Source organism: Desulfoglaeba alkanexedens ALDC, assembly GCF_005377625.1.
GTDB lineage: Bacteria > Desulfobacterota > Syntrophobacteria > Syntrophobacterales > DSM-9756 > Desulfoglaeba > Desulfoglaeba alkanexedens.
The window spans coordinates 2080060-2105188 of record NZ_CP040098.1 but is presented as its reverse complement, the minus strand read 5'-3'; the positions used below and the strand labels follow the sequence as shown (position 1 = coordinate 2105188).

Genomic DNA, 25129 nt, shown 5'->3' with positions numbered 1-25129 from the left:
TGATGATCGAAAACTATCAGTTCGGATCCATGACGGTTCGGGGCCGTACGTACCGCTCGGACCTGATGATCGTCCAAGGCCGGGTTATTCCCGATTGGCGGCGCCGCGAAAGCCACGAGGTGGACGTTTCGGACGTGACGGAAATCCTGCAGGCCAAGCCCCACACTCTGGTGGTGGGGCAGGGACATCCGGGCCGCATGCAGGTCTTGCCGTCTCTTAGAAAACGCCTCGAGGAAGCGGCCATCGAACTCATCGAAGAACCAACCGATCGGGCCGTTCTCACGTTCAACCGGCTTTTTTCGGAAGGAAGAGACGTGGCGGGCGCCTTTCATCTCACGTGCTGACACGGTGAAGGACTGAGGCGGAACGGATGGATCGTCGAATGGTCTTCGTGGAAACGCGGTCGCAGGAGATGCGAAGGCTCCTGTGCCGGTGGGTGGAGTTCTACTACGAGAAAGGGCTGCGGGTCCATGTCCTCACGGATTCCACCATGGGGGCGCAGCACCTGGATCAAATGCTGTGGACCTTTTCGCAACCCAGTTTCGTCCCGCACCGGATATTCGGGCCCGGGGAATCACTTCCGGCGGAGGAACCGGTTCTTATCACCGCTTCTCCCCGGTTCCTGGAGGGCTTCGACGTGCTCGCCTGCGACGCGACCCCGGACGTTTCCATTTTGTTCCGCTACCCGCACACGATCCATTTCATCGTGATGGACGATGAAGACCGCCGCCGTGCAAGCCGCCTCCTTTGGCAGAAAGCCCGGGACGCGGGGCTCGAACTCAGGCACTTCAGGCTTCAGGCCAATGAACCGGCCGCATGACCCGGCCTCCGCGCGAGCGCCGAAGGCAGTCCCTCGGCCGTCATTGCATGCCCTGAGAAGCATGCACCGCCGGATCACAAACCACGCGAACCCGGCGTCTTGATGTCAAGGGTTCGATCCCGGGCAATGCCCCGCGCAAGGAGATCGTCCGTTGCAGCTCTTGTCCTTACCCAAACGCCTCTTTTACGAACAGGGAAGCCGTTTGGCCATCTTCCTGGTGAAGCGCCGGATAAAGAAAAGGCCCAAGGATCCCGGCCTGTGGCTGGTCCTGGCGCGGCTCTACGAGGTGCGTAGCGAATTGCCGACCGCCGTCCAGACCCTGGAACGGGCGCTCACCCTGTGTCCCCATAACCCGGCCTTGAAGCTCCACCTGGACCGGCTGCGTGCGGGACATGTCACGACGTTTCAATAGGCCGGAACTTTCACATAACGGTCGCTCTGAAGCCGCTCGCCTTCCCACGTGCGCGTCCGAACCGTCGCGGTCCCGGTGGCCGAATCGTAGGCCACCGGGTCGGCCTGGACCCATTCGTTGGTGCTCGGGTTGTGGTAGGTCACCGTCTGGCGCCGCGTAGCCGCTTCCCGAGCGGCCCGCTGGCTCACCTCCGCCAGGCCGTATCCGGCGAGGGACCCGATCCCGGCTCCGATCACGGCGCCCCGCCAGGGGTTGTCATCATCCACCAAGGCCCCGACGCCTGCTCCCACCACACCCAGCCAGGTGGCCGATTCCAGGTGTTGCTGGGTCGTCGGACCCGGCACACAGCCCGGAATCACCGTGACCACAAAAAGACATACCGTGAGCAGTACGCAAACCGATTTCATTGCAACCTCCGTCAACACACGAAACTCTTCGCCCCTTCTCAAGCCCGTTCCTGCGGCAGGGTCCTTAAAGGAAGCCGGCGCTTTCAACCGAAGCGGATTCCAGGGTTCCCGCTTTCAGCGGACCACCGGCCCCGAATGCCTTCTTTGTTCTCCCAGAACTCCCTTTCAAGGGCTTCCAACTTCAACGCCTCCTCTTCCCAGCACCGGCTGATTTCGTCGATCTCTTTACGGCACCGCTGATAGTCGATCTGAAGCGTTCGAACCCGGTCTCCGTCCTCATACGTCGAGGGGTCGGACAGGCGGGATTCCAGGGCTTCGAGTCGAGCCTGAGCCTCCTCCAGGCGGCTTTCCAGGACCGCGATTCTTTGTTCCATCGGCTGTTTGATCCGATACCATTCGTTTCGCCACTCCGCCTCGACTCGCTTCCGATCCCGGTCGGTCCTGCCGGCATCCACGCGCTCCTGAACCGTGTCGGCCCCTGGATCCCCCGGTCCGTCTTCCGGGCGCCCCGCGTCCAGGCGCGATTTCCAGATACGTTCGTAGTCATCGTAATTTCCCGGAAGAAGCTCCACCTTTCCCGACCGGATGACCAGGATCTTGTCCGCCACCGCATTGATGAAATGACGATCGTGGCTGATGAAGCAGACGGTTCCCGAAAACCGCTCCAACGCGGTTTCCAGCACCTCGCGGGACGGAATATCCAAGTGGTTGGTGGGTTCGTCCAGGAGCAGCAAGTTGGGGCGTTGAAGCAGCAACTTGCAGAGTGTGAGCCGCGCCTTTTCACCGCCGCTCAACACAGCCACCGGCTTGGTCACATCGTCGCCTCGAAAAAGAAACGCTCCAAGAAGACTCCGAAGTCGGCTCTGGGGAAGATCGCCGGAAACTTGGAGTGCCTCCTCCAGCACGGTGAGCTCCGGGTTCAACTGTTCCAGGAGGTTTTGAGCATAGTAGGCGAGTTCCACTCCGTGTCCCAGCTTGCGCTCGCCTCGATCAACCGATTCCACGCCGGCAAGAATCTTGAGGAGCGTGCTCTTTCCCGCGCCGTTCGGCCCCAGAAACGCCACCCGGTCGCCCCGCTCCAGAACCAGGTCCACGCCGCGATAGACGACGTGATCCCCATAGGCTTTGTGAACACCGTGGAGTTCGACCACCCGCCTTCCGGAACGCGCCGGCTCGGGAAACTCGAACCGAATGCCGACTTCTTCCTCCGGCGCCTCCACATGTTCCATCTTGTCGAGCGTCTTCAGGCGGCTCTGCACCTGGCGCGCCCTGTCCTTCCGATAGCGGTTGCGCGCAATGAACCGCTCCAGCTGGCGGACTCGTTCCTCCTGGTTTCTCTGAGCGGCGGCCCTTATTTCGCGTCTTTTCGTCTTTTCTTCCAGGTACCTGTCGTAGTTTCCCCGATACTCCTCGAAGCGGCCCTGTTCCAGTTCGAAGATCCGGTTCACAACCCGGTTCAAGAACGCCCGGTCGTGGGAAATGATGAGAAACGCCGAGCGAGTGGAAAGAAGAAAGGATTCCAGCCAGAGGAGGGACTCCAGGTCGAGGTGGTTGGTGGGTTCGTCCAGGAGCAGCACGTCCGGCTCGGAAAGCAGAAGCCGGGCCAGTTCGAGCCGCATCACCCAGCCGCCGCTCAAGGCCGCCACGGGCCGGTCCAAGTGATCGTCGCGAAAGCCCAGGCCGTGGAGGATTTTCAAGCCGCGGGCCTCCAGGTCGTAGCCGCCCAGGTGCTCGATCTTTTCGAGCAACAGCGCCTGTTGCGCAGCCATGTCCCGGAGCCGTTCTCTGTCCGTTTCCCGGCCCATGGCTTCATGAAGCGCAGCCAGTTCTTCACGGACACTCTGGACTTCGCTGTGCACGTCCAGCGTGTGGGCGAGAACCGTCCTGTGAATGCGGGGGTTCCATTGCTGAGGCAGGTAGCCCAGGCGGAGATTCCGGGAGCGCTGGACGGCACCGACGTCCGGTTCCAACTCACCCGTAAGGATATGAAAGAGGGTGGTCTTCCCGGCGCCGTTCGGCCCCACCACCCCGATCCGATCTCCGGGATGAACGTGAAAAGAGACCTCCCGAAAGAGATCCTTCTTTCCGAGAAGTTTCGCTACGCCCTGGACACTGATCACCGGCTCCCGTCTCCCCTTTTTCTCTTCCGATGGCGTCACGGCGGCCCACCTTGGCCACCCGCATAAAAGATCCGCTGCCATTTTACTCGAACGGCATCCCAAAATCCATGCAGCGGAACGTGTCTCTTTGGATCACTTCGGGGGGAAAGGGGATCACGGCCTTGTGGTCCGGGTGGACGAGGGCGGCTCCCATCATTTGAAGGGAATAGGTGGTCTTGCCGCTGCGAGAGGTTTTTCGAAGGCAGGCGTCGGAAAACACCTTTTCCGACGAAAAGGTGAAAACAGCATTGTTACCAATGGGTGCAGATCTTTTGCTTCTTGTTCCCAAGCTCCAGCTTGGGAACACAACTGTGCAGAAGCTCCAGCTTCGGTGAGCCCGTTCCCAAGCCAGAGCTTGGGAACGAGGGGGAACGGAGGTGATGCGCTTGCTGCTTCAAGGCCATCTGGATCTACCTCAGAGGGTCACCCTGGATGTTGTTCTAAAAGATCTGCACCCTTTTAATTTTAACACTTTGTTTTTTCAAAACCGGCACCATAAACTTTACTAATTTCACCTGCCAACAGCAAGAGGGAGTTCTTTTTCCTCACCAGTTGCCTCGTTAATGACCAAAAGTCTGCCCATATCCTCACGATTTAATTGCTCATTTGCATTTAAGAGTTCAATACCATAGATAGTTCCATCTGGGGCTATATCAACATTTAATTCATCGCTTATCCGTATCGTTTCAACTTCAGTGCTTTTTTTGTGAAAACGAATGTAAGCAACATTATAGCGAGGATCATAAGTGAATCTCATGGTGTTTACTCCTTTCTATTTTTTAAAAATTCGGTAGCTCCTCGTTCTTTCATCCGCTCTTAAGCATAAGGGTGAATACGAATAGCCATAGTCTTTCCCTTCTTATAATATTTAATTTTATTATTTCACCCAACGCGAGGCACGGTATCTGTCAAGGTAGTTGTCGCACAAAGCCATGTTACCCGGGCTGATGTTTTGTCTTGGTTCAACGGAATTGGAATTTTCCACGTTGAAAATAAGCTGGTCCGATGTTCTTTTTGAGTTCAGCATGCAGCCGGTCCTCGCCGTCGGCCTGGCCGATGTTCGCTGTCTATTGGCATCAGCCGGTGGGTTCAGCCAACCTTAGCGACCAGCAGCCAACGCCCGATAGGCACCATTATATTAACTTCGTCCAAAAACGCACCCGTTTCTGCACGGAAAGAGGCGGTGCGTGTTTTACCGCCATGCATGCAGAAATAGGAGGCGTCTGGCTGACCATTGAATTAAGTTATTGGACGAGTATAATAATATGATATTGATTCGTATGGGAGATTGAGCAGGCTGGCGACGGCTTTTCTGGGCTGGGTGCAGATCTTTTGCTTCTTGTTCCCAAGCTCCAGCTTGGGGACACAACTGTGCAGAAGCTCCAGCTTCGGTGAGGCCGTTCGCAAGCTGGAGCTTGGGAACGAGCGGAATTCTACTTCCCCTCCCCTTGTGGGAGGGGATTAAGGGGAGGGGAATGTAACCGATTGACATACGTTAATTTTCTCACCCTCACCCCAACCCTCTCCCATCAAGGGAGAGGGGGATTTTTTGACCTTGCTCCCAAGCTCCACCATCCACCTTGTTCCCAAGCTGGAGCTTGGGAACGAGGGGAAACGGAGCTGATGCGCTTGCTGCTTCAGGGCCGTCTGGATCTACCTCAGAGGGTCCACCCTGAATGTCGTTCTAAAAGATCCACACCCTTCTGGGCTACTCAGGAAAGCGCTCCAGATAGCACAGTCCTTTATCTACGCAAGGGACAGTGTGAGATTTTGACCGGTTTGTTTTTTTGCTCATGCTGACATCCCCCACGAGCGAAAACGCATTGACGAATTCCACAGTGCGCGCCGCCCCATGCAGAAAGCCACGGACGAGGCCATCACCCGCCATGCCGAGCTGGAGACGCTCTACGACGCGCCACATCGACATCCTATATGCCAATCATTGGCCTGAGGTCGTTCCCCTACTAGCCGAATGGGTTCGTCCGGGAGATGCGTTGGTCACCGAGGACGCGCCGTCGCCTGAGTTTGTGCAGATGCTCGCCGGGGACCTTCCCATCGACGATTACCTCATGCTCACCGACATCGAGTTTCCCGAGTTCGGCCGGCGGATGTGCCGCCTTTGGCAACGGCTGCACCAAGCCGGTGTCACGGTGATCCAGGTGGAACCGTTCATCGAAAAGCTGCTGGAGATTCACACCCTTTTTGCGACCGGCGGCACCCCCGATCAAATCGAAAAGGATTCGATCCGAGGGCAGGTCTACCAGGCCGAACGCGAGGCTATCGGTGCCTTGATTGAGTTTTATCAGGCTTCATTGGCGGCGGACTTCGATACGGTGGTGGACGCCACCCTCCGCTTTGCCCGCTGCGACGCCCGGCGCTTCGTGCTGCGGGACCGGATGCGGGCCGAGGCCATTGCCCGACTGCTGGCCACCCACCCTCGCCTCTGCGTGGAGGCCGGGCAGATTCATCTCGCCTTAGTCCGGTTCCTGCGCCGCCGTGTGCCGGAAACTGTCGCCGTCAAACCCGTTTTTCTCATGCGCACCATAGTCCGGCGTCTCGGTGGCCGGGGACATCTCTATCCACCGGGGGACCTATTGACTCTGCTGTACGTCTTTAACCGGGAGGCCCTAGACCGCCCCCGCCACCGGTTGCTGGCAGCGCGGGCATTGATCTACGCCAAGGTAGCGGCCAAGGACGAAATTGTTCAAGATGCGGGGCTGTATCCGCGGACCCTGGACGACCTGCGCACCATCGCCCTGGTCAATCGGCTTTCCTATCGAGACTGTCACGAGATGTTTGCAAAGATCCGAAGGCAAGCCGGCGCCGGAGCGCGACAGGCCCTGGCGGTTTATCTGAGAAGGCCGTGATGCCATGACGATTATTCTCCCTCATGGCCATGAATTTCCGGAGCATCTATAACTGCTTGAAAAAAAAAGAGCCTTGGTTGATTTCGTTTACGCAAACCCGACGACCCTCTTTTCTTGCCCACTCTTCATCCAAAGCGATCGGCTCTAGGAATTGCTGTTCACCCTGCAGTGCTAAAAGGAGTCGGCCGGGATCTCGAATTGGTCTTTGTGGGCGAAGACGGGAATCCACGCTACAACAATATTAGATGTGACGAAGTAGGGATATCCGGGTCCTTTGTTATGGATTTTGCAGCTGGTTCCCATGAGGCTGTGACCCATCCCCTCGTTCCCAAGCTGGAGCTTGGGAACGAGGGGAAACATTTCAATAATCAGGGGCAATCCTTCTGGATTCCGGCCTGGAAGCAGGGCCTTCTCATCAAGCTATGAGTTCCGGTTGGCAACGTCAGTACAGCCACTTCCCTTTGGAAAACCGGAAGATTTCGGTGACCGAGGTCCGGGATTCAAACTGGAAGGGACCCTTCCGGGCTTCCTCCGGCGTCCGACCCCGGCAACTGTAAAGCAGCTCCTCGTAGCTCAGGATCCCCACGTAAGGAGAGCCCGCGGACTGCGTCTTCTTGACCCGGACGGAAGTGATTTGCCCGAGGGTCTTGTAGGTGGCTACGAAGAGGCCCTGATCCTGCGGTTGTAGTTCGCACTGCACGCTGCCGGGTCCGTAGAGGCCGTTTCGAGCCAGCTTCTGCATCCATTCCTGCTGAAACTGCTGAAATTTCGATTCGGCCTCCTGGTCATCCAAAGAAAAGGCCGCGCTTGAGGTCAATGCCACAAAGGCGCAGGCCACCACCGCCGCACCAATCCTCCTCCCATACCGTCTGCTTCTCACGACTACACCTCTCAGCCCTCACGAGGTTTCCCAAAGGAAGGGGCAGAAGCCGCAGCAGCTTCCGCCCCCGGAATCGCCGACGCTATTCCACCACTCGGATCTCGACCCGACGGTTGATGATACGGCCGTCTTCCGTGGCATTGCTCGCCTTCGGCTTCATTTCTCCATACCCGACCGTCCTCATGCGCGAAGGACTGATGCCCTCCTTCATGAAGTACTCATAGACGGACCGAGCTCTTCGCTCCGAAAGCCCCTGGTTGTAAGCATCGGTACCGATGTCGCATGTATGGCCTTCGATGATGATCCGGATTGCAGGATTTTCCTTGAGGATATTGACGCCTTCATCGAGCACCGGCTCCCATTCGGGCTTGATGTCCGATTTGTCGAAATCGAACTGGATACCTCGCAAAATGACCACCTGGGAAACGGCCCTGGCGGCCTCGGCCACCTCGTCGTAGAAAACGTCTCGAACGAATTGATTCATGGCGGCCTCATCGGCCATAAGCGTTTCTGCGTCAGCCCAGACGCAGTCACCCATACCGTTGATCTTCTTCAGGATTTGTTCGCCATGTGGCTTCTCCGCAAAGGAAATCACGTGAAAACATACATCGGGATACTTGGCGTGAACCTGGTACGCTTCCGCGACCGGGTCGGTGCCCACGTTGGCTTCACCGTCAGAGACGATAATGACCGCCGTCTTCCCGGTCAGGCCGGCGAGCACCGTATCGAGCCGGTTGATGCCCGGTCCCATGGGTGTCCGACGATTGAAAACGCCCTGATCCGTGGGGATGCTGGAAAGCGCTTTCCCGTAGGCGTTGCGCTCGTAAACCGCCGGGTCCGCGACCACCTGCCATGGAGCGAACAGGTCCAGGGCGCCCTTATAGCCCAGCTCGGGGATCTTCTCGTTCATCATGAGGAGCAGTTCCTGGGCCAGTACCATTTTAACCTTGCCCATCTTGCCATGGGTCATGTACATGGAACCCGACTGATCCACAAAGAAGATGAAATTGTCCACCTTGGGGACCATTTTCGCCTGTGCCGCCGGCACTCCCGTTGCCAGCAAACACGCCAAAGCCAAACCAATGAAAAACAATTTCCTTCCATAACGTGTCATGGTGACCTCCTTTTGTGTGCGGAAAAGGCGTTCCTCAATGAACGGAATACAGCTTCGGCTCCAATGGACCGAGACGTTCCGGCACATTGAAGGTCCATCGTGGGAAACAAAACTCAAAGAAAGAACGGGGCTCACCACCCTCCTTGAAAGGTTTCCCTAATGAACGAACTTATACAACCGACCCCGCTCTGTCAATAAAATCGTAACCCTTCAGGGGCATTGCTTCTATCCGGGGGGGGGGGGACAGAATCGACGGATATTTTCATGAGTCGCCAGGCTCAGGCAGCAATCACCTTCTTGAAACATCAGGCGCTTCTTCGTCATGTCTTCCAGGAAAGCACGTATTTTCACTTCGCTGATGGACGGGAATTCCCTGAGAAGATCGGCGATGGGCCGGGGTTCGTCGCAGGCAAGGTACAGTTCGCGGGATATTCCCTTGAGCCGATAGGTCTTGGGGGCTCCGCTCGAAACCGCCCGATCCCGCAAAAGGAGGAAATTCCCGCCGTCGCTGTAACCTAACAACGGTAAGCAGGGAAACCGCCGCTTCCATGCGTCGTGATCCCGCCTCCACCGCCGGACGGCATCTCGAACGGGCCCCCACAGCTTCCGCTGTCTTTCGCGGTCGCCGCGGCAGGTTTTCACCATAAGTGGGAGTCTTTCCGCCAGTTCACCGGGAAACACGGCACGGTACCATGGATGGTTGCGCACCGCCGAAAGGCCGAAGGCCCCCGGGTTCTCCGCGATGGGGCTCCCTTCCCCCAGCCAGAAGCGAACGATCCGCAGGGGCCGGAAAATCCGAACGAAGTCCAAGACTCTCAAGGTTTCCGCCACATCGGATGCATCGCTTCCGGGAAACTCCAGCAGGAGATTCGAATGGTTCTCGACGTCGAATTCCTCGCACCGCTTCATGACGGCCACGTTGTCGATGGTCCGCGTCCCCTTTCCCATCTTTTCGAGCAGCGGCGTGCTGAGCGCCTCGATACCGACTTGGACCCGCCGCACGCCGGCCCGGCGCATGCCCGAGAAAACCGCTCGGGGCACCGGGACACGCAGTTCCGTGAAAAGGTCCAAGTCGCCGTCCTTTCCGGCGATGGCTTCGAACATGGCTCCCATGCGGGCGGGGTTCAAAACATTGTCCATGAAGGCGAAACGCAGTGTGCTGTATTTTCGGGACAAGACCTCGATTTCGTCCGCCACGCGTCCCGGGCTCTTGGACCGATACCCCCGCCATTGCAGGTTGAGGTTGCAGAAGCGGCACCCCCTGGATGGCCTTCCGGAGTGGGCCCGATGCCACCAGCATCCCCGGCTGGTTTCCACGGGGACTTGAGGCAGGATGGTGCGAAGGTTCGAGCACTCGCGAAGTTCTTGAAAATAGGCGTCGAAATCGGGAACCGGAAGATCGTCCAGCCGCGTGAGCTGGCTTCTTCCGCCCCCAAGGACCCGGCCGTCCACCGAACGTCCGAACACCCCGGGAACATCCGAAGGCTCCGGCGCCGGCCGGCCGTGAGCCATGGCCTCCAACAACCCCGCAAAAGGCCGTTCGCCTTCGCCGTTCACCACGTAATCCACTACTTCGAAATGCTCGAGAAGACCCCGCCCCAGGCGCTCCGAAACAGAACTCCCCCGAAGACAATGGTCACCCGGGGGGACCGTTTCTTGACCGCCGCCGCCAGGTAAAGCGAGGCGGTAAGCTGGCCCAGGCAGACGCTGAATCCAACCACATCCCTCGCGCACAGCCTGTCCACCAGGCCGGTCCGCTCGTGCAGCGCGGCGAGCGCCATGGTCAGTTCCTCGATGTCCGGAATCGGCCCCATCCGCCTTTTCCAGAGTCTTCGGATCAGCGTCTGCGCTTTCACCGCCAGCTCAGGAAAAAGCAACGCCGCGTAGACGGCCTCCGCCAGCCAGGTCCTCGAAGCGATGGCGGTGTAGCGTTCCAAACCCAGGAGATCGGCAACGGCGAGATAGGGGTGGCAGGCGTTCACGGCGATGCCGTTTCCGAAATGCCGATCCAGGTAGGCCTTGAGAGCGGCCAGTTGGATGGAAGGGCGCTCGGCCAGCGGCCATGGCATGGATACCAGGGCGACCGACTCGAGCGACATTCAGAAAAGCCTTCTCACCCAGATGAGATTCAAGGGCGTGTCCATGTCAAATTTACAGAAGCGCTCAATGCCGTTTGGATCGGCGTTCTGCTTCAAATCCAGCAGGCGGTCGAAATCCTTCTCGACCACCACGTTGCAGAAATCGATGGGCACCGAACGGATGAAATCCAACTCCTCGCCGGTCCACATTTCTTCCGCGATTTCCGACACCCCGGTTTCCAGCACGTGGCTGCCGCACACCTTGTAGCAGGCTCCACAGGTGCACCGGTGAATCGCATCGAAATCCACCGGAATGGGGTGTCCGCTTTCACAGAAAGGGCAGACGATGATATGGGTCTGCATGGGTCTCTTCAAGCTCTTGATCTTCATGAGCTCCAGCACCTTGATCGAATCATTCATCGGTCTCGACAATGATATCCGCTTCATTGCCGCACACGGTGCAGGTTCGCGTTTCCTTCTTTTCCCTGGAAACCACCCCCGGTTCCTTTTCCACTTCGACCCATTCGCACGTTACGATCATGTCCGCTTCATTGCCACAGTTTTCGCAATGGCAAACCTGGCGCATCTGCGACATGTTTCAGCTCCTTTCCGCTGAATCGGCGTAAGACGGTTACGATTCACGATAAAATCATTATAAGTGCTTTTGCATTGAAATCAAACGGAGACTTTGACATATAGATCCGGTCCGCAAGGCATCCGACAACCCTTCTGGACCATGGACATGCCGAAGCAGCAGGCCCCCGGAACCGCACCCCCCGCCGCTCACCGGGCCCTCCGCGAAAGGGCGCAGAAAATCCTCGACATTCTTGAGGAAATGTATCGGGACGCCCGATGCTCCCTGCATTTCGCCGATCCCTTTCAGCTGCTGGTGGCCGCCATTCTATCGGCTCAGTGCACCGATAAGCGCGTGAACGAGATCACCCCGACCCTGTTCTCCCACTACCCGACCGCCGAAGCCTTGGCTGAGGCGCCCCTCAGGAACATTGAAGTTATCATAAGGCCCACGGGGCTCTATCGCAATAAGGCCATGAGCCTCCAAGGCGCTGCCCGCCGCATCCAGGAGGCGTTCCAGGGCGAAGTGCCTCGCACCGTGGACCAGCTGCTCACCCTCCCTGGCGTGGGTAGAAAAACCGCCGCCGTGGTCCTGAGCAACGCCTTCGGCATCCCTGCATTTCCCGTGGACACCCATGTCAACCGGGTGGTGAACCGACTGGGCCTCGTCCATTCAAAGGATCCCGTGAAGATCGAAAAGGCGCTGACGGAACTTTTCCCTGAAGAACGGTGGGGTAGGCTCTCCCATCAGTTCATCCAACACGGTCGAACGCTGTGCCTCGCCAGAAACCCGCGTTGCCCCGAGTGCCGCCTACGGCCTCTGTGCGCCTACGGGCGGTCCAGCACAGCGCCCAAGCCTCCGTCCTGACTCCACCCCCGGACGGACCCACGAACCCCCCGACACGGCGGCTCGATTCGAACGCGCTCCCGGGCGAAGGCGCCGGGTCACTGGATCATGAACCGGCGAAAACACTCCCGGTCTCGTTTCGGCGCCGAAATCTCTCTTTCGACGGTTCCGCGACGGACGATGACGGCCGTACGCCCCTTCCTCGGCGCATCGCTATAGGCCGCAAGAATCATGGCGGCGACCTTCAGGTCTTTGGGCTCGGGATCCACCGCCAGGAGGACCCCCAGCGGCCCCGGATGATTCGCCGATTTCAACGCGGGGGTCGCATCGTCCAGCAGGGCTTCGAGCCGGGCGTTGTCGGAGCGGGAACGCCCCACCACCAGCAGAGCGCCGTGCGGCAGGCGGAACAGCCTTCCCCACTTGATCCGCTCCACATCCACCGGATCCGCATCGGGCCGCGAAGCCAACAATTCCCGCAACTTCCTCGAAAATCCCTCCTTGGTCAGCATGCAGCCGCCTCCCGCTTGCGGGATCTCACGGATGCCGTAACGGGCCGCCAGTTCCATCTGCCTCTTGCGGCCCCGACCGTGCAAATCGAGAAGCTTTTCCCGGTCCACAAGTCCTGCCTGCTCCACCAGGGTCGGCGGCAGCAGTTTGGCACTGAGCGGCCGGAGGATGCGTCCGGGATAGCCCGACAGGATCTCCACGCCCCTGAGGGCGTCCCGCCGCTGACTCATGGGGCGCTGCCCCACGACTTCACCCGTAAACAGGAAGTCCGCAGACTCCGCTTCCATCAGCCTTCCGGCGACCCGGAGCATCAGCGCGTGGCAGTCGATGCAGGGATTCATCGCCCGGCCGTAGCCGTAACGGGGGTTTCTCAGCATCCGCAGGTGCTCCTCGCCGATATCGAGGGCTCGCATGGGAATACCGGCAAGCTGTCCGGCCCGTAATCCCGGTTCGGCACCGAAAAAGGGGGTCACGAAAGTGACGCCCATGAGCTCCAGATCTTGTTCCTGAAGCACCTTCACGGCGAGGATGCTGTCGAGCCCACCTGAAAGGAGCCCGATGCCTTTCGCTCGTTTTTTCACCGTCATTACCGCGCTTCCGTCACTTCACTGTTGCATCGCGAGACGCTTCGGCGCCCTCGTCTCCTTCGGCTCCATAGGGCGTGAGATCCACCACGACGCGCCGGAACCCCAGTTCCATGAAACGGCCGACGATCAGGCTGCGTGCAGGCTCCACAGTGAGACCCGAGAGGTCTTCCGCCGCCGCTTCGATCCTGGCTTCACCGGCCCGGAACCGCACTCGGACCTGGCGGCATCCCAGATCCCAAAGCAACGCTTCGGCCAGTTCCACCCGAACCAACCCTGCTTCGTCGAGGGGCTCACCGTGCGCGATGCGTGTCGCCAAGCAGGATTGGGAGGGTTTCGCCCAGTTGAAAAGCCCCGCACGGCGTGCGGCTTCACGGATGTCCGCCTTGGTCCACCCCGATGCAGCCAGCGGGCTCAACACCCCCAGTTCCTTCAAAGCAAGAAGCCCAGGGCGATCCTTAGAAAGGTCTCCGGCATGCGTGCCGTCCAGTACGGCGTCACAGCCCCGTCTGCCGGCCCGATCCGTCATGGCACGCAGGATCACCGTCTTGCAGTGATAGCAGCGTCGCCTGTCATTGCGTCGAACCTGCGGGTGTTCCAGCAGGTTCAAGGGGATCTCTTCCATGGAACATCCCAGGCGGCGAGCCGCCAGGCGGGCGCCTTCCCTTTCCCTGCGACTCACAAACGGCGTAACGGCCAGGCAAAGCAACACATCGAGGCCCGCCACATCTTTAGCGAAGCAGGTGAGAAAGGTGCTGTCCGCACCGCCCGAAAAGGCGATGAGAACCCGTTTGAAGCGGGCCAGGAACCCGCCGAGTTCCAGGCATTTTCTGCGCACGTCTCCGGGGAGATTTTGACAAAAATCCATGGGATTTCCGGGGGTGGCCGCCTTCGCCCTGCCGTTCGAAACGCCGTCATCGCCTTCGAAGGCGGCCGGAAAGCGAACCTGGAGGATTCAATCAGAGGCTTTCAGCGGATCGGTCTGCGGTCGTCGTCCACGGAAAAGGCTTCAAGAACCAGGCACACTCGGCAGCAACCGCTGGGGTTCACCCAACAGGAACCGCCCCTGCTGTATGTCGGCTTTGAGGATTTCAGCGATCTCCCGGGCCCGGACATAGCTTGAAAGCGGCGCCGTAGGGACTTCTCTTCCTTCGACGGTGATGGATCCCGAACGAAGCTGGGCGTAAGAGGCTTCGCAAAGGGGTTCAGCCTGGCTGAAGCTGTAGTCCTTGACCTGGGTGACGATTTCTTCGTCGGAAACCCCCGTGAAACGGGCCATTTCTTCGTCCAGCACCGGGATGGGAATACCGATTCCCACCGCGAGCGAGCAGCCGTAGCCCTGCATGCTGACGCCTATGAGCCACCGGGGTTTCATCTCCTTCAAGTCGCCCAGGACCATGAGGGTGCCTGACGGACTGCGAGGCACCCCGTTGGGAAGCCTGGGTACGTCCGGCTTGTGCTGCGATCCCTGCCAAACCACGAACCCCTGAGCTCCACCCAGAAAAATGCGCGTCCCCAGCCCGATGGTCCGGTAGTAAGGATCGTTCAGCAGGGGACTCAGCTGCCCGGACGTGGAGTAGTTGGCGTTTCCGAGACGCGGCTTCAACGTTCCCATGTAGGTGTACAGCGTCTTCTTGGAGAGATTCACCGCGCAGTTGTAATTCTGGTAAGCGTTCCGCGGGTTGCACAATACCGCATAGGGAAGGTCGTCCAGGGTCACCGTCATTTCCACGTGGCGGTTGGGGTAGCAGTCGGTTCCGTAAGCTTCCCCGCGAAGCCGCACGGGCTTGCCGCTTACCAGGTCGTGGATCACGTGGCCGCCGCCGTATTCAAAAGGTCCGGGGTGCACCTTGTTCAGCGGATCATCGAAGGCCGGTTCCGTGGCTCCAAGGTAGATGTCCACCGCCGCCAGTCCGGCATAGGCCGGAACATCGTTGAGCCACACCTTGGTCGCTTTGATGGGAGGCGAGGTATGGCCGAAGTTGATGAACGCCCCGGAAGAACACATGGGAGCGAACGTTCCCGTGGTCACCACATCGACCTCCCGGGCGGCCCTTTCGGGACCCCGTTTCCGAACGATCCCCACCATCTCTTCGGCCGTCACGACGACCGCCTGGCCTTTCCTGATCTTCTCATTGATCTCGGCGAAACTCTTCTTGACTGAACCCATACCCGACACCGCCTGCGGCAATTTAAGTCCGCCCTTGAGTTCCTGACTGTTTATGGCCGAATGGTGACTCATAACGGCACGGCGGATTCCTGTCAAGCACCCCGACGGCGCGCTGGATATTCGATATAGCGGTTGGGGCGCCGAGGCGGAATCGGAGCGCAACCGAACCGCGATGTTACGGGCGAGAACAATATTCTAGTGACAGTCCATTTTGTTCTGGACATCCCGCTGCGATTAGTATTAATAAGCATGGGAGAAACCTTTAAGAAGGAGGTTTTCCCATGAACCCGATAGCTGAAGCGTCGCAGAAAATTATCGAGCGTCTCAGTTGGTGCACCGCTTCCAGGGATCAGGCTGGAATCGCTTCGGACCTTGCCGAGCGCGAGGAAATATCCGAAGTCTATGGGCTCGGAGAAGCGGGTCTTTTCGACGAGTTCTTCTACTTTCTGGAAAAGCTCGGGATCATGAAGCTTTTCATGGGACTTGATCCCAATCGGTGCAAAAACCCCTCGAGGTCTACGACGCTTATGACGCGCGCAGTGAAATAGAAAACGCTTTGTTCCGGGAGGCAAAGCAAGCCTGGTTCATAGAACGACCGGCTTGAAACAATGCCGACGCGTTCCGATCCCATGTTTACCTTACTGTGATCATGATGGCACTCACCGCCGCCTTTCAAACATGGATGGATCGATAAGACAAGCTGGCACAAAAGGGCCAGGAGACTGGAATACGCAAGTTCCGCGAAAAGGTCAGGCAGGAGAACGGCAACAAGCTCATTGTCTTCGAGGGAGACCGCTACGCCATTTTCGACGCCTACGAGGTTTTCATCCTATGCGGAACAAATGTGCGCATGCCAACCGGTCACATTCCTACACCCCCTATCCCGGCTTGCTCTGCACTCGCGCTAGCATTATGTCGAATATCCAGGGGTCCCAACATGATTCTTGCCCCCCTTCCATCCCCGCGCTATCCTTGGATCATGACCCGGCGGCGCTGCAGCAGGGTGGTAACCCAAATGGACATCCACAGATTACACAGATTGGCACAGATTAAAAGAATCAAGGGGCTTGATGGAAAATCCAAGCATCGGTGAAATCTCTGCATAAAATCATGATTGTGCCCGCCGTGGCGGGATGACTTCGTGCCACAACTACCCTGATACAGAGGCAGAGGGACCTGTCGATGATAGCATGAGAGAAGAGCATCAAGGACTAGGGGTAGAAGCAAGTAAAAGGAAATCAACGAACAGCATAATTTCAAATAGTTGAATCTGTATGCAAAAACATGTCATGTATTGGCTTGATTCAGCAGAGCATGATCTTGATGTTGCTGAATCTCTTTTTGCTAATGAGAAATACGATTGGTGCCTGTTCATTAGTCATCTTGTTTTAGAAAAGACTCTTAAGGCTTTTTATGTCCAATACAAACAAGACTTTCCTCCTCGAACTCATGATCTGGTTAGATTAGCTGATTTAGCCGGAATCATATTAGATGAAGAAACCATAGACTTCTTTGACTTGGTAAATACGTTCAATATCTCCACAAGATATCCGGATGAAAAATTTATATTTTACAAGTTGTGTACCAGGGAATTTACTGCCGGGAAGTTTGCCCGTATCAAGGAGATAAGACAATGGCTTCTGCAAAAGATGTGTTCGTGAACAAGGCGAAATTGTTTTTATATTATCTTGAGCAGGCTGGTATTGAAGTGACAGAGGCATATCTTTTTGGATCTGTAACTAGAGACCTGGCTGACAAGGATAGCGATATTGATGTGGCTGTTGTTTCCAAGGATTTTGAAGGCATAATGTGTCATGACATTAAGAAGTATAGTAAATACAGGCGAATGGTGGATTTGCGCTTGGAGATCCATCCTTTCTCCTTTGATGAGGTAACAGCTGATCCACCTCATTTTTTCTTGAAAATTAAGGAAGAAGGACTTCGTATCCATTGAGTCTATATCTTGTCAAAACGCAAAAGGGGCTCACATCTTGATTTGTGAATTCCCCTCGTTCCCAAGCTCCAGCTTCCACAGGGCTCCCCACATGGTTCTTGCTCCGCTTCCATACCCTCGCTATCCTTGGACCATGACCCGGCGACGCTCCACCAGAGTGGTAAGCCAAATGGACATCCACAGATTACACAGATTGGCACAGATTAAAAGAATCAAGGGGCTTGATGGAAAATCCAGGCATCTGTGACCATCGGTGAAATCTGTCGATAAAATCCTGATCGGGGCCGCCGTGGCGGGATGACTTCGTGCGACAACTACCCTGACACAGGGGGGAATCATGAATACGCTAATTGGTGCCCAGCGCCTTTCATCACGAGACTCATTTCGCCATTGATTGTGCCACGCCTTCTGGTATGCTGCATCCCAGCTCGCTGCATCCCAGATCTCAATCATGCCAAGGATTCCTGCCATTATGACCGCCCCGTTGTGGACCCCGGAATATGTTTGAACCCGAGTCGGTATGTGAATCGCCCGGTTTGTATCGATGGTTTGCTGACCCAGATACACATAACCATTTCATCCCGCGAGCTTGGCCTGATTGTTCAAACCGTTTTCCAGTGATTTTACCAAAGAAGTATTTCCCGGAATCACCATGATATGTCCACCCCCTTCAGACGCAGAGAAATGAATCGGCAGTTGGATCGCAAGAGGGTTAAATTGGTCCGGGAGGACAACCACATCGTCCTCCATCATTTCCACGCCCCGTCCCATGAATCTAAACCGGGGACTGACTGGTGGTTTTGATAACCTAAAATTGACCAGGAAAAGCGGCGAGTGATAACCGAAAATTGACCATCTTGGGCGGTTGTCCTCCTGGTAAGTTGGCGTGAACAGAAGCCAACGAGAAGGGAAGAAGAGGAGTGCTCAAGATGGACCAGTACGAACTGATCAGGACGGGGTACCGAGTGTACGGGAAGAGCATCAGCGAGCTGGCACGTCTGACAGGTCATTGCCGTAATACGGTGAAGAAGGCCATTCGGGGCGAACCTTGGGGATACAGGGAGCGTGAACATCAGGCATTTCCGGCCTTGGGGGAGCATCTGGCGGTGATCGACGGGTGGTTGGAGGGCGACCGGGATAAACCTTGCAATCAAAGGCATACGGCGCGTCGGATCTACCATCGGTTGATTGAAGAACAGGGCTTTAAAGGCAGTGAATCCACGGTGCGCCGGTATGTGAGGCTGGCCAAGATGCAGCTTGGGATGGCGGGATCCTGCACGTTCATACCCTGTGATCCCGAAGCGGGCTATGAAGGGGAGGTGGATTGGGGCGGTGCGATCGCGCTGATAGGGGGCGAGGCGCAGCGTCTGAAGTTTTTTTGCATGCGCAGCAAGTATTCGGGCAAGCACTTTGTGCGGTTCTATCCCTGCGAACGGCAACAGGTGTTTTTCGATGGCCATGAGCAAGCGTATGCGTTTTTCGGGGGAGTTTTCCCGATTCTGATCTACGACAACTTGACAGCAGCGGTTCGCAAGGTCATGCGGGGCAAAGATCGTCAGCAACAGGAAGCCTTTTCGAAGTTTAAGGCCTATTACAGTTTGGATGCGCGTTTCATCGTTATGGAAAGCTTTCCATAACGGAAAGACCCATATGGCGACAGCCCTGGGGATCGAGGCCTGCCGGCAAAACCATCGGACCCGGTTTGTGACCTGCTACGGGCTGGTCAACGAACTGGTGGAGGCCAGAGAACAAAGAGCACTGCAGCGTTTGATCCAAAAATACGTTCGCTACGATCTGCTGATCCTGGATGAACTGGCCTACATTCCGTTTTCCAAAGAAGGTTCGGAGTTGTTGTTCCAGGTCTTGGCGGAACGCCACGAGAAAGGCTCCGTGATCATCACCACGAACCTTGGGTTTGCCGATTGGACCCAGGTGTTTGGGGATCCAACTATGACGGCCGCCCTGTTAGACCGTCTCACCCACAAAGCCCATATCATCCACTGCAGCTGGGAAAGTTACCGCCTCAAACAGAGCCTGAGGTCCAAAGCCAAACACACGGAGCAAAGACCTACCCATGAAAGTGTCGCCTAGAGCCGCCGCTTCGGGCCGCCTCCGACGAGTCTCGGTTGGACCCATTCTCGGCGGCCCTGCGCGGCTCAGATCGTTGCCGGGCGGAAGTAAAACCCAAGCCGCACACCGCGGCCACATGAGCGAGAAAGCTGTAGACACGCGAGGGACCCAGAGACCCTGGATCAGGCAACTTTGAGGAAGGGGTGCCCCGCATCCGGCAAACGCCTCCCAGAAAATTCAATGGCAGGGTGGCAAACCCGATATCATTCTAAACCAAGCAGAGCTCACGGTGGTCAAAATTCGGTTGTCACAGATGGTCAATTCTCGGTTGTCACTACGAGCCTCCCGGTCGTTTCCATGACCTGGCATTGAGGTTATGGTTGGATGTCGTGTAATACGTCACCAACGCTTTTCCGCAGGATACGAGTTGAGAGGAGCTTGTCAAGAGGGAGTTTCCCCTCCCCTTGTGGGAGGGGATTTTTTAATTTTATCACCCTCACCTCAACCCTCTCCCATCAAGGGAGAGGGGGCTTTCCCCCCTTTTTCCCCTCGTTCCCAAGCTCCAGCTTGGGAACGACTTGGTCGGGAAGCTCCAGCTTCCCTCCTGCTACAGCTGAAACGCGCTGTCTTTCTTCGGAGCCGGCCAGGATCTCGAAGTGGTCTTTGTGGGTGAAGCCGGGATCGACGCTAGGATAGTTGATCTGACGAAGTACGGGGTGTTTGGGTTCTTTGTTATGAATTTTCCACCGGGTTCGCATGGGTCGGGGCTTCACGGGAACCGAAGCTGGAGCTTCTGCACAGTTGCGTTCCCAAGCTGGAGTTTGGGAACAAGCGGGAAAGAAGATAACGGAAATCGCAACGGCTACAAACTGTCGAGCAGTTGGTGATAGGATTCGGTGCTCATCCCTATGAGGCGCATGTTGTTACGTATAACGAATACCGCCACTTCATCGTACATCGGAATCACAACAGGTCTTATCGCACCAGGAAAACGATAGATCAGATGGTCGCCTCTGGTTCGTACATATTCGCAGCCGGCTTTCTCAAAAAGCTTGGCCTGGATGCGATAGTGAGTAGGCCGGATGCGGATCAGACGGCCACTTCGATTGGTGTAAAACCCACCAGTTCCTTGCGCGCCCCCATCAAATCGTCAGCCATTTCTTCGATGCCACACTGCTCGAGGAACTGGTCAAGCGTCCCCATGCTGCGGGTTTCTTCAATGTTGATTTCAATCGCCTCCAGAAGGTTCTTCTTCGCCTGCAAGATGTCCTTTCCACAAGAGGAAATATCCAGCTCCGGGCAATAAGAGACATACATGTTACCTTCCTTCCAGATTTCTTCGGTCAATCGCATTTTCTTCATTTGCCATTCTCCCCGCTGTAGCCATGTATCGGCATCGTTTCTCCCAAACGCCTGTTGAGAACAGGCGCAAGCTGCTTGAACCCCTGGATCAACTTTACCAATCGTGCTTCATCCTTGAGCGGATGTCAACCGTTCAAGGCCGCGCCATCTTCAGGCAACCAATCCATTGCGCCTTCCAGCCTCCCGAAAGCTGTCCCGGCTTCTCCCCTATGGACCATGAGCATTGAGAAGGGTCGCGACGAGGCAGGAGCGCCCCGCAAAGGGCGGCGCCCTGCAAGAATACCGAGGGAAGCCGGATCAAAGGCCATCGGTATTCGCCGGAGCGTGTTTCCGTCCCGGCACCGCAAAACGGTGCAAGTTGTGGTTGGAAAATCCTCCAAGGTCCCTTAGAATGCAAATCTTAGTAGCGTTCTAAAGTGGAGACCTTAAGCAAAAAGGTTAACGAAGGTCAAAAAATCCCCCTCTCCCTTGATGGGAAAGGGTTGGGGTGAGGGTGTGAAAATTAACGTATATCAATCAGTTACATTCCCCTCCCCTTAATCCCCTCCCACAAGGGGAGGGGAAATAGAATTTGGCATCAAGTATTAGGTCAATTATTTTCTACGCTACCAAAATCTTGGATGGGCAGCGGAGTCATTCATGGCGGAGGGTGGCGTGACCTGCTTGAAAAGTCTCTGTGTGGTTCTGGTCCTGCTGGTCCAACTGCCTCTGTCCTCCCCTGCGGCTTCCCGACAGAGTCCGCTCCTTGCGTCAAACACTGCCGGGTTCGAACCGCCGCCGGCCATGACGCCCCTATTCGAGGGTATCGGGCGTCCGTCACCCGCTCTCTCCCTCAGTTTCGAGGAACAGCACACCCTGCAACGCCTCAGGGACGGCCACGCCGTTGTTATACAACGCGAAACCGTCCATTCCGCCGTCGCCCTGGCCGCCTTGAGCTTGCTTGGATTCGCGGTGCTCATGGTGTTCCTCCTTCGATGGAGAATCCGGGAACGAACCCGTGAACTCCAGAGAACCCTGGCGGAACTCCATTTGAAGAACCGGGCCCTGGAAGCGGAAATGGGGGAACGGCTCCAGGTGGAAAAAGACAAGGAGCGTCTCATTCACGAACTTCGGGAGGCGCTGGAAAATGTCCGCCGCCTTCGCGGCCTGTTGCCCATTTGCGCTTATTGCAAGAAGATCCGGGACGACAAGGGCTATTGGAACCAGCTGGAAGCTTACCTGAGCGAGCATTCCGAAGTGAGTTTCACCCACGGAATCTGCCCGGATTGTGCCAAGAGAATCCAGGAGGAGCTTCGGCTGTTCAAGGAAGGCGAAAGCGTTGCCGACAAAGCCACCACCGCTTGACTTCCCGTTTCCATTCCGGCGACCATGTCCTCGCCTTACGGCCTCCCGTCTCGGATCCGTTTTCGATCCCGGCCGGCGAATTTCCGCGGCCGGGGCTGGTCCTGACCCACATACGGTGCTATGCTGGCGATTGTTGACAAGACCCCGAGTCACCGCTCGGGTATCCCTATGCCTCTGGAAGGAGAAGAGCCCATGACCCCGAAGCAGCCTCAGGCCAAGAAACCGGCTGAAGCCACCCCGCTCGGCATTCGAAATCCTTACATCGTCAACTTCTGCCGGGTCCTGGTGGAACAGAAGGGAGAACACCACGAACCGGAAGCTCTGAAAAAACTCTTGAACAGCATGTACAAGCTCTTCGAAAACATGCTCGGCCAGAACATGGTCCGGGCGCTTCCCGAAGACGTTCGGGACGAATACCTGAAGATCTGCGAAGACTTGACCCACTTGAACTACGAACGGATCGGAGAGATTTTCGACCGGCACGTTCCCGACTACGAAGCGGTTATGAAAGAAACCATGAAGCAGTTTGCAAAGATCTTCATGTCGAACCGAACCTTCAACCCCAAGGACTATCCCGTTGCGGAAGCCGCTGCGGCTGCGGGCGATTGAACCGAAGGCGCCCCGCGCCCTCTGATCCTGGAAGACCGTCCGCCGAGTTGCCAAAACCGGGTTCCATGGTTACGCCTCCCTAAAGGCGACGGAAGCTCGAGCAGTGATTGTGCCGGCGAACGGCTGTAACCCCAAGGAGTGATCCATGACCGAAGACAAGACCATTTGCCCTCATTGCGGCCAAAAGATGAAGAAATGGCGGACGCCCGACTTTTCAACCTGGACGGCGGAGTACTTTTACGTCTGTTTCAACGACGATTGCCTGTATTTCGTGCGCGGCTGGTCCTACATGGAAAAGACCATGAAATCCGGATGTTCCTACCGCTACCGTTATGACCCGGATACGGGATATTGCGGGCCGATTCCCGTGTGGTCCAGGGACGCCCTGAAATCCTCCATCCTGGAAGATTGATCCCGCCTGAGTTCCGGCGGACCCTTGAACCGCATGCCCCGCGGATGATCGGAAAAAAAACCAAGCGGCCGCTTTTTCTTGAGGCAGCTTCCGGATGACCATTCGATGGGACTCAGGGCGAAGCGGCAGCCGGTTGGCGGAGTCGAAGGGAATCGTCGTTTAAGAGCGAGAAACGAAGCCAGCGGAAGGCTAGCCGAAGCAGGGCTTCGTCGTCTTTTCGCAGCGGTTCCACCTCGGTTTCGGGCAGGTCAAACAGCGCCAGAAAGCGACTGCCGAACACGAAGGAACGGAAACGATCCAAGTCGTAAGAACCCAGGTAGAACACCTGCAGCTGCCGTTCCGCCAGGGCCCGTTTCAGCCGCGCATCCGTCACGATCTCCATCCAGAGGTTGTTCATTTCGTGGTAAGGCGCCAGCCCCTGGTTCTGGATCCATTCTTCTATCGACCATGAACGATCCTCTTCAAAACCCCGGCAGTGGTCTTCCTTGAGCAGGAAATAATTTTCCAGGAACACCCCGTGAAGCTTGTGTTTGCGCGAAGCGCGGGCCAGCGGATAGGTCCGGCAGGCCGAAGGCCGATCGTCGTAAATCTCGCAGCCCCTTGCCGAAACAAAGGGGCACGTCTTCCGTTCGTTGTCCCTCATGGCAAGATAGACCATCGGAACCTGCCGCCCCTCCTCGAACCGGACGTCGCAATAGGTGTCGATGAAGGCTTCGGCCGTCATTTCCAGATGCCGTTTCATCCGAACGATGTCATAGGGCGTCAGGAAAAGGTTCAATTCGCGGCAGCATTCCGTGAAACAGGGGACACCCGGATGGCAGGCGAACCGGAAACGACCTTCGCCCAGGGGAACCAGCTTTTCCTGGATAGACGAAGGGGCGGAATGTTGAAGGCTCATTTGTTCTCCTTGGAGGCGACTTTTCACACCAAGCGGATCAGTTCTTCCATCTGGCTCCGGATGTAGCGGAAGGCCAGACGCAGCAATGCTTCGTCGTCCTCCTGGAGCTGGTTCAGGACTTCGTCGTCCACACCGTAAAAGGACCGGAAGCGCCGGTCGCCCACCATCCTGGCGAAGCGGTCCAGATCGTAAGCCAGGAAAAGGATCTTCCCCAGGCCCGCGTCCAAGCGCTGTCCCGGTTCGAAACCCGCCGGCATGACCGCCTGAAATTCTTCTTCCATGCGCATGTACGGCCCAACCCCCTGGGACTCCAGCCATCGGCCGGCTGTCCACGCGTCCTTTTCCAGCAGCCCCAGGCAACGGTCGTTTCCCCGGATGAGTCGATACCGGCCCGGGGGCCCGGCGAGATCCAGCGGAAACATCCGGCAGGCCCAAGGTCGGTCTTCGTAAACCCGGCACCCGTCCTCGGTCACGAATGGACAATAGAGGGTATCCGGGTTCATGGCCAGTTGCACCACGGGGATGTGGGTAACCTTGGCCAGGAAGTGACGGGTGTAACGGTCCAGAAACGCTCGCGAGGATAGCTTCGTCGCCCGCCTCAGCCGAAGGACGTCGTACGGGGTGAGGTAGATGTTCACGTCCCGGCAGCATTGGGTGTAGCAGGGAAGGCCGGCGTGACAGGCAAACCGCAAGGGGCTTTCGGCGCTAAGTTCCACCGGCTGTTTGTTTCCCGAATGCTCGTTCATGGACTAATCCTCCACCCCACCAGCCAGCACATCGGCCCGGAAGTCACGAAAATCGGGATTTCCGTGGATGAACTTCTGCATCACCTCCAGGCTTCGAGCATCTTCACAGAGAACGAACCGGCAATTGCACGTTCTTCGGCAGCTCCCGCAGTAATAGTCTTCATCCAACTCTTCGCCGCACGCGCAGTGCGGTTCCATGATGAGCTCTTCGTTTTCCCAGTGCGCTCGGAAGTAATCGGTCCGAGCGGCCTTCAGGGCTTCGAGCGTAGTCGCCATAACCAGGTATCCTTGCAGGGTCAGGTGAAAACAAACAAAT

The 25129-nt window shown here is 57.1% G+C and carries 32 protein-coding genes; 13 read left to right on the top strand and 19 right to left on the bottom strand.

Features of this window, described 5'->3' with window-relative positions; genetic code table 11:
• The first annotated feature begins 2 nt into the window (after positions 1–2).
• The 3 genes from FDQ92_RS09575 (at position 3) to FDQ92_RS09565 (ending at position 1232) form a co-directional block, all read left to right on the top strand.
• Entirely contained in the window at positions 3–344 is a 342-nt protein-coding gene (locus FDQ92_RS09575) for an MTH938/NDUFAF3 family protein (protein WP_137424526.1), read from the top strand.
• Between the two features lie 26 nt (positions 345–370).
• Complete coding sequence (locus tag FDQ92_RS09570) at positions 371–820, top strand: DNA polymerase III subunit chi (protein WP_137424524.1); 450 nt, start codon at positions 371–373, stop codon at positions 818–820.
• Positions 821–971: 151 nt separating this feature from the next.
• On the top strand, positions 972–1232 hold the full coding sequence (locus tag FDQ92_RS09565) for a tetratricopeptide repeat protein (protein WP_137424522.1): 261 nt from the start codon (positions 972–974) through the stop codon (positions 1230–1232).
• On the opposite strand, the gene FDQ92_RS09560 is transcribed toward FDQ92_RS09565, so the two are convergent.
• The 4 genes from FDQ92_RS09560 to FDQ92_RS09550 all read right to left on the bottom strand — a co-directional run bounded on the left by FDQ92_RS09560 (position 1226) and on the right by FDQ92_RS09550 (position 4555).
• The gene (locus FDQ92_RS09560; RefSeq protein WP_137424520.1) at positions 1226–1639 is read right to left on the bottom strand and encodes a YMGG-like glycine zipper-containing protein; all 414 of its coding nucleotides are present in this window, start codon (positions 1637–1639) and stop codon (positions 1226–1228) included. The two genes, FDQ92_RS09565 and FDQ92_RS09560, sit on opposite strands and share 7 nt — an antisense overlap.
• Before the next feature lie 83 nt (positions 1640–1722).
• Positions 1723–3798 carry an ABC-F family ATP-binding cassette domain-containing protein gene (locus tag FDQ92_RS09555; protein WP_170180279.1) on the bottom strand — a complete coding sequence of 692 codons (2076 nt, stop codon included), beginning with the start codon at positions 3796–3798 and terminating at the stop codon, positions 1723–1725.
• Between the two features lie 43 nt (positions 3799–3841).
• Positions 3842–4018: a hypothetical protein gene (locus FDQ92_RS15260; RefSeq protein WP_170180278.1), complete on the bottom strand. Its 177-nt coding sequence runs from the start codon at positions 4016–4018 to the stop codon at positions 3842–3844.
• Positions 4019–4309: 291 nt separating this feature from the next.
• Positions 4310–4555 carry a DUF2283 domain-containing protein gene (locus FDQ92_RS09550; RefSeq protein WP_137424517.1) on the bottom strand — a complete coding sequence of 82 codons (246 nt, stop codon included), beginning with the start codon at positions 4553–4555 and terminating at the stop codon, positions 4310–4312.
• 1129 nt (positions 4556–5684) lie between these two features.
• On the opposite strand from FDQ92_RS09550, the gene FDQ92_RS09545 reads away from it, so the two are divergent.
• On the top strand, positions 5685–6665 hold the full coding sequence (locus FDQ92_RS09545; protein ID WP_137424515.1) for a hypothetical protein: 981 nt from the start codon (positions 5685–5687) through the stop codon (positions 6663–6665).
• 442 nt (positions 6666–7107) lie between these two features.
• Here the strand turns inward: FDQ92_RS09545 and FDQ92_RS09540 are convergent, their stop codons facing one another.
• The 6 genes from FDQ92_RS09540 to FDQ92_RS09520 form a co-directional block, all read right to left on the bottom strand.
• A complete protein-coding gene (locus FDQ92_RS09540) occupies positions 7108–7545 on the bottom strand; it encodes a hypothetical protein (RefSeq protein ID WP_137424513.1) in 438 nt (145 codons plus the stop codon).
• A gap of 82 nt (positions 7546–7627) precedes the next feature.
• Complete coding sequence (locus tag FDQ92_RS09535; RefSeq protein WP_170180277.1) at positions 7628–8659, bottom strand: OmpA family protein; 1032 nt, start codon at positions 8657–8659, stop codon at positions 7628–7630.
• Between the two features lie 225 nt (positions 8660–8884).
• Positions 8885–10228, bottom strand: a complete 1344-nt coding sequence (locus FDQ92_RS09530; protein ID WP_246041653.1) for a radical SAM protein — start codon at positions 10226–10228, stop codon at positions 8885–8887.
• The gene (locus FDQ92_RS15715) at positions 10228–10758 is read right to left on the bottom strand and encodes a RiPP maturation radical SAM C-methyltransferase (protein ID WP_246041651.1); all 531 of its coding nucleotides are present in this window, start codon (positions 10756–10758) and stop codon (positions 10228–10230) included. Before FDQ92_RS15715 ends, FDQ92_RS09530 begins: the two co-directional genes overlap by 1 nt.
• Positions 10759–11157 carry a hypothetical protein gene (locus FDQ92_RS09525; RefSeq protein WP_137424507.1) on the bottom strand — a complete coding sequence of 133 codons (399 nt, stop codon included), beginning with the start codon at positions 11155–11157 and terminating at the stop codon, positions 10759–10761.
• Entirely contained in the window at positions 11150–11332 is a 183-nt protein-coding gene (locus FDQ92_RS09520; RefSeq protein ID WP_137424505.1) for a hypothetical protein, read from the bottom strand. Before FDQ92_RS09520 ends, FDQ92_RS09525 begins: the two co-directional genes overlap by 8 nt.
• A 93-nt stretch (positions 11333–11425) precedes the next feature.
• Here FDQ92_RS09520 and nth point away from each other — a divergent pair, with 93 nt between their 5' ends.
• Positions 11426–12178, top strand: a complete 753-nt coding sequence (gene nth, locus FDQ92_RS09515) for an endonuclease III (RefSeq protein WP_246041649.1) — start codon at positions 11426–11428, stop codon at positions 12176–12178.
• Positions 12179–12255: 77 nt separating this feature from the next.
• Here the strand turns inward: nth and FDQ92_RS09510 are convergent, their stop codons facing one another.
• The 3 genes from FDQ92_RS09510 to FDQ92_RS09500 all read right to left on the bottom strand — a co-directional run bounded on the left by FDQ92_RS09510 (position 12256) and on the right by FDQ92_RS09500 (position 15418).
• Positions 12256–13251, bottom strand: coding sequence for a tRNA 4-thiouridine(8) synthase ThiI (locus FDQ92_RS09510; protein WP_137424503.1), 996 nt, complete (start codon positions 13249–13251; stop codon positions 12256–12258).
• Between the two features lie 13 nt (positions 13252–13264).
• Entirely contained in the window at positions 13265–14116 is an 852-nt protein-coding gene (gene larE, locus FDQ92_RS09505) for an ATP-dependent sacrificial sulfur transferase LarE (protein WP_137424501.1), read from the bottom strand.
• A gap of 141 nt (positions 14117–14257) precedes the next feature.
• Positions 14258–15418, bottom strand: coding sequence for a homocysteine biosynthesis protein (locus FDQ92_RS09500; protein ID WP_137425788.1), 1161 nt, complete (start codon positions 15416–15418; stop codon positions 14258–14260).
• A gap of 281 nt (positions 15419–15699) precedes the next feature.
• Between FDQ92_RS09500 and FDQ92_RS09495 the strand changes: the two genes are divergently transcribed.
• From FDQ92_RS09495 to FDQ92_RS09485, 3 genes are all read left to right on the top strand, one after another.
• Positions 15700–15966 carry a hypothetical protein gene (locus FDQ92_RS09495; RefSeq protein WP_137424499.1) on the top strand — a complete coding sequence of 89 codons (267 nt, stop codon included), beginning with the start codon at positions 15700–15702 and terminating at the stop codon, positions 15964–15966.
• Positions 15967–16707: 741 nt separating this feature from the next.
• Positions 16708–17079 carry a HEPN domain-containing protein gene (locus FDQ92_RS09490; protein WP_211341234.1) on the top strand — a complete coding sequence of 124 codons (372 nt, stop codon included), beginning with the start codon at positions 16708–16710 and terminating at the stop codon, positions 17077–17079.
• Positions 17052–17372 carry a nucleotidyltransferase domain-containing protein gene (locus FDQ92_RS09485; protein WP_137424495.1) on the top strand — a complete coding sequence of 107 codons (321 nt, stop codon included), beginning with the start codon at positions 17052–17054 and terminating at the stop codon, positions 17370–17372. Before FDQ92_RS09490 ends, FDQ92_RS09485 begins: the two co-directional genes overlap by 28 nt.
• 576 nt (positions 17373–17948) lie before the next feature.
• Here FDQ92_RS09485 and FDQ92_RS15255 read toward each other — a convergent pair.
• Positions 17949–18125, bottom strand: a complete 177-nt coding sequence (locus tag FDQ92_RS15255; protein ID WP_170180275.1) for a hypothetical protein — start codon at positions 18123–18125, stop codon at positions 17949–17951.
• Positions 18126–18301: 176 nt separating this feature from the next.
• On the opposite strand from FDQ92_RS15255, the gene FDQ92_RS09480 reads away from it, so the two are divergent.
• On the top strand, positions 18302–19009 hold the full coding sequence (locus FDQ92_RS09480; protein ID WP_137424493.1) for a transposase: 708 nt from the start codon (positions 18302–18304) through the stop codon (positions 19007–19009).
• Positions 18975–19463: an ATP-binding protein gene (locus FDQ92_RS09475; RefSeq protein WP_281276808.1), complete on the top strand. Its 489-nt coding sequence runs from the start codon at positions 18975–18977 to the stop codon at positions 19461–19463. Before FDQ92_RS09480 ends, FDQ92_RS09475 begins: the two co-directional genes overlap by 35 nt.
• Before the next feature lie 841 nt (positions 19464–20304).
• On the opposite strand, the gene FDQ92_RS16275 is transcribed toward FDQ92_RS09475, so the two are convergent.
• Both FDQ92_RS16275 and FDQ92_RS09465 read right to left on the bottom strand, forming a co-directional pair.
• On the bottom strand, positions 20305–20505 hold the full coding sequence (locus tag FDQ92_RS16275; protein WP_425457274.1) for a type II toxin-antitoxin system HicA family toxin: 201 nt from the start codon (positions 20503–20505) through the stop codon (positions 20305–20307).
• A 26-nt stretch (positions 20506–20531) separates the two neighbouring features.
• Positions 20532–20789 carry a hypothetical protein gene (locus FDQ92_RS09465; RefSeq protein ID WP_137424489.1) on the bottom strand — a complete coding sequence of 86 codons (258 nt, stop codon included), beginning with the start codon at positions 20787–20789 and terminating at the stop codon, positions 20532–20534.
• 654 nt (positions 20790–21443) lie between these two features.
• On the opposite strand from FDQ92_RS09465, the gene FDQ92_RS09460 reads away from it, so the two are divergent.
• From FDQ92_RS09460 to FDQ92_RS09450, 3 genes are all read left to right on the top strand, one after another.
• Positions 21444–22148 carry a hypothetical protein gene (locus FDQ92_RS09460; RefSeq protein WP_137424488.1) on the top strand — a complete coding sequence of 235 codons (705 nt, stop codon included), beginning with the start codon at positions 21444–21446 and terminating at the stop codon, positions 22146–22148.
• Between the two features lie 192 nt (positions 22149–22340).
• Positions 22341–22757, top strand: coding sequence for a DUF5663 domain-containing protein (locus FDQ92_RS09455; protein WP_137424486.1), 417 nt, complete (start codon positions 22341–22343; stop codon positions 22755–22757).
• A gap of 145 nt (positions 22758–22902) precedes the next feature.
• Complete coding sequence (locus FDQ92_RS09450) at positions 22903–23169, top strand: ogr/Delta-like zinc finger family protein (RefSeq protein ID WP_137424484.1); 267 nt, start codon at positions 22903–22905, stop codon at positions 23167–23169.
• Positions 23170–23281: 112 nt separating this feature from the next.
• On the opposite strand, the gene FDQ92_RS09445 is transcribed toward FDQ92_RS09450, so the two are convergent.
• From FDQ92_RS09445 to FDQ92_RS09435, 3 genes are read right to left on the bottom strand one after another with little or no spacing between them, the layout of a single operon-like run.
• The gene (locus FDQ92_RS09445) at positions 23282–24067 is read right to left on the bottom strand and encodes a YkgJ family cysteine cluster protein (RefSeq protein WP_170180274.1); all 786 of its coding nucleotides are present in this window, start codon (positions 24065–24067) and stop codon (positions 23282–23284) included.
• A 23-nt stretch (positions 24068–24090) separates the two neighbouring features.
• A complete protein-coding gene (locus tag FDQ92_RS09440; RefSeq protein ID WP_137424480.1) occupies positions 24091–24813 on the bottom strand; it encodes a YkgJ family cysteine cluster protein in 723 nt (240 codons plus the stop codon).
• 3 nt (positions 24814–24816) lie between these two features.
• Complete coding sequence (locus tag FDQ92_RS09435) at positions 24817–25089, bottom strand: hypothetical protein (protein ID WP_137424479.1); 273 nt, start codon at positions 25087–25089, stop codon at positions 24817–24819.
• Positions 25090–25129: the final 40 nt, after the last annotated feature.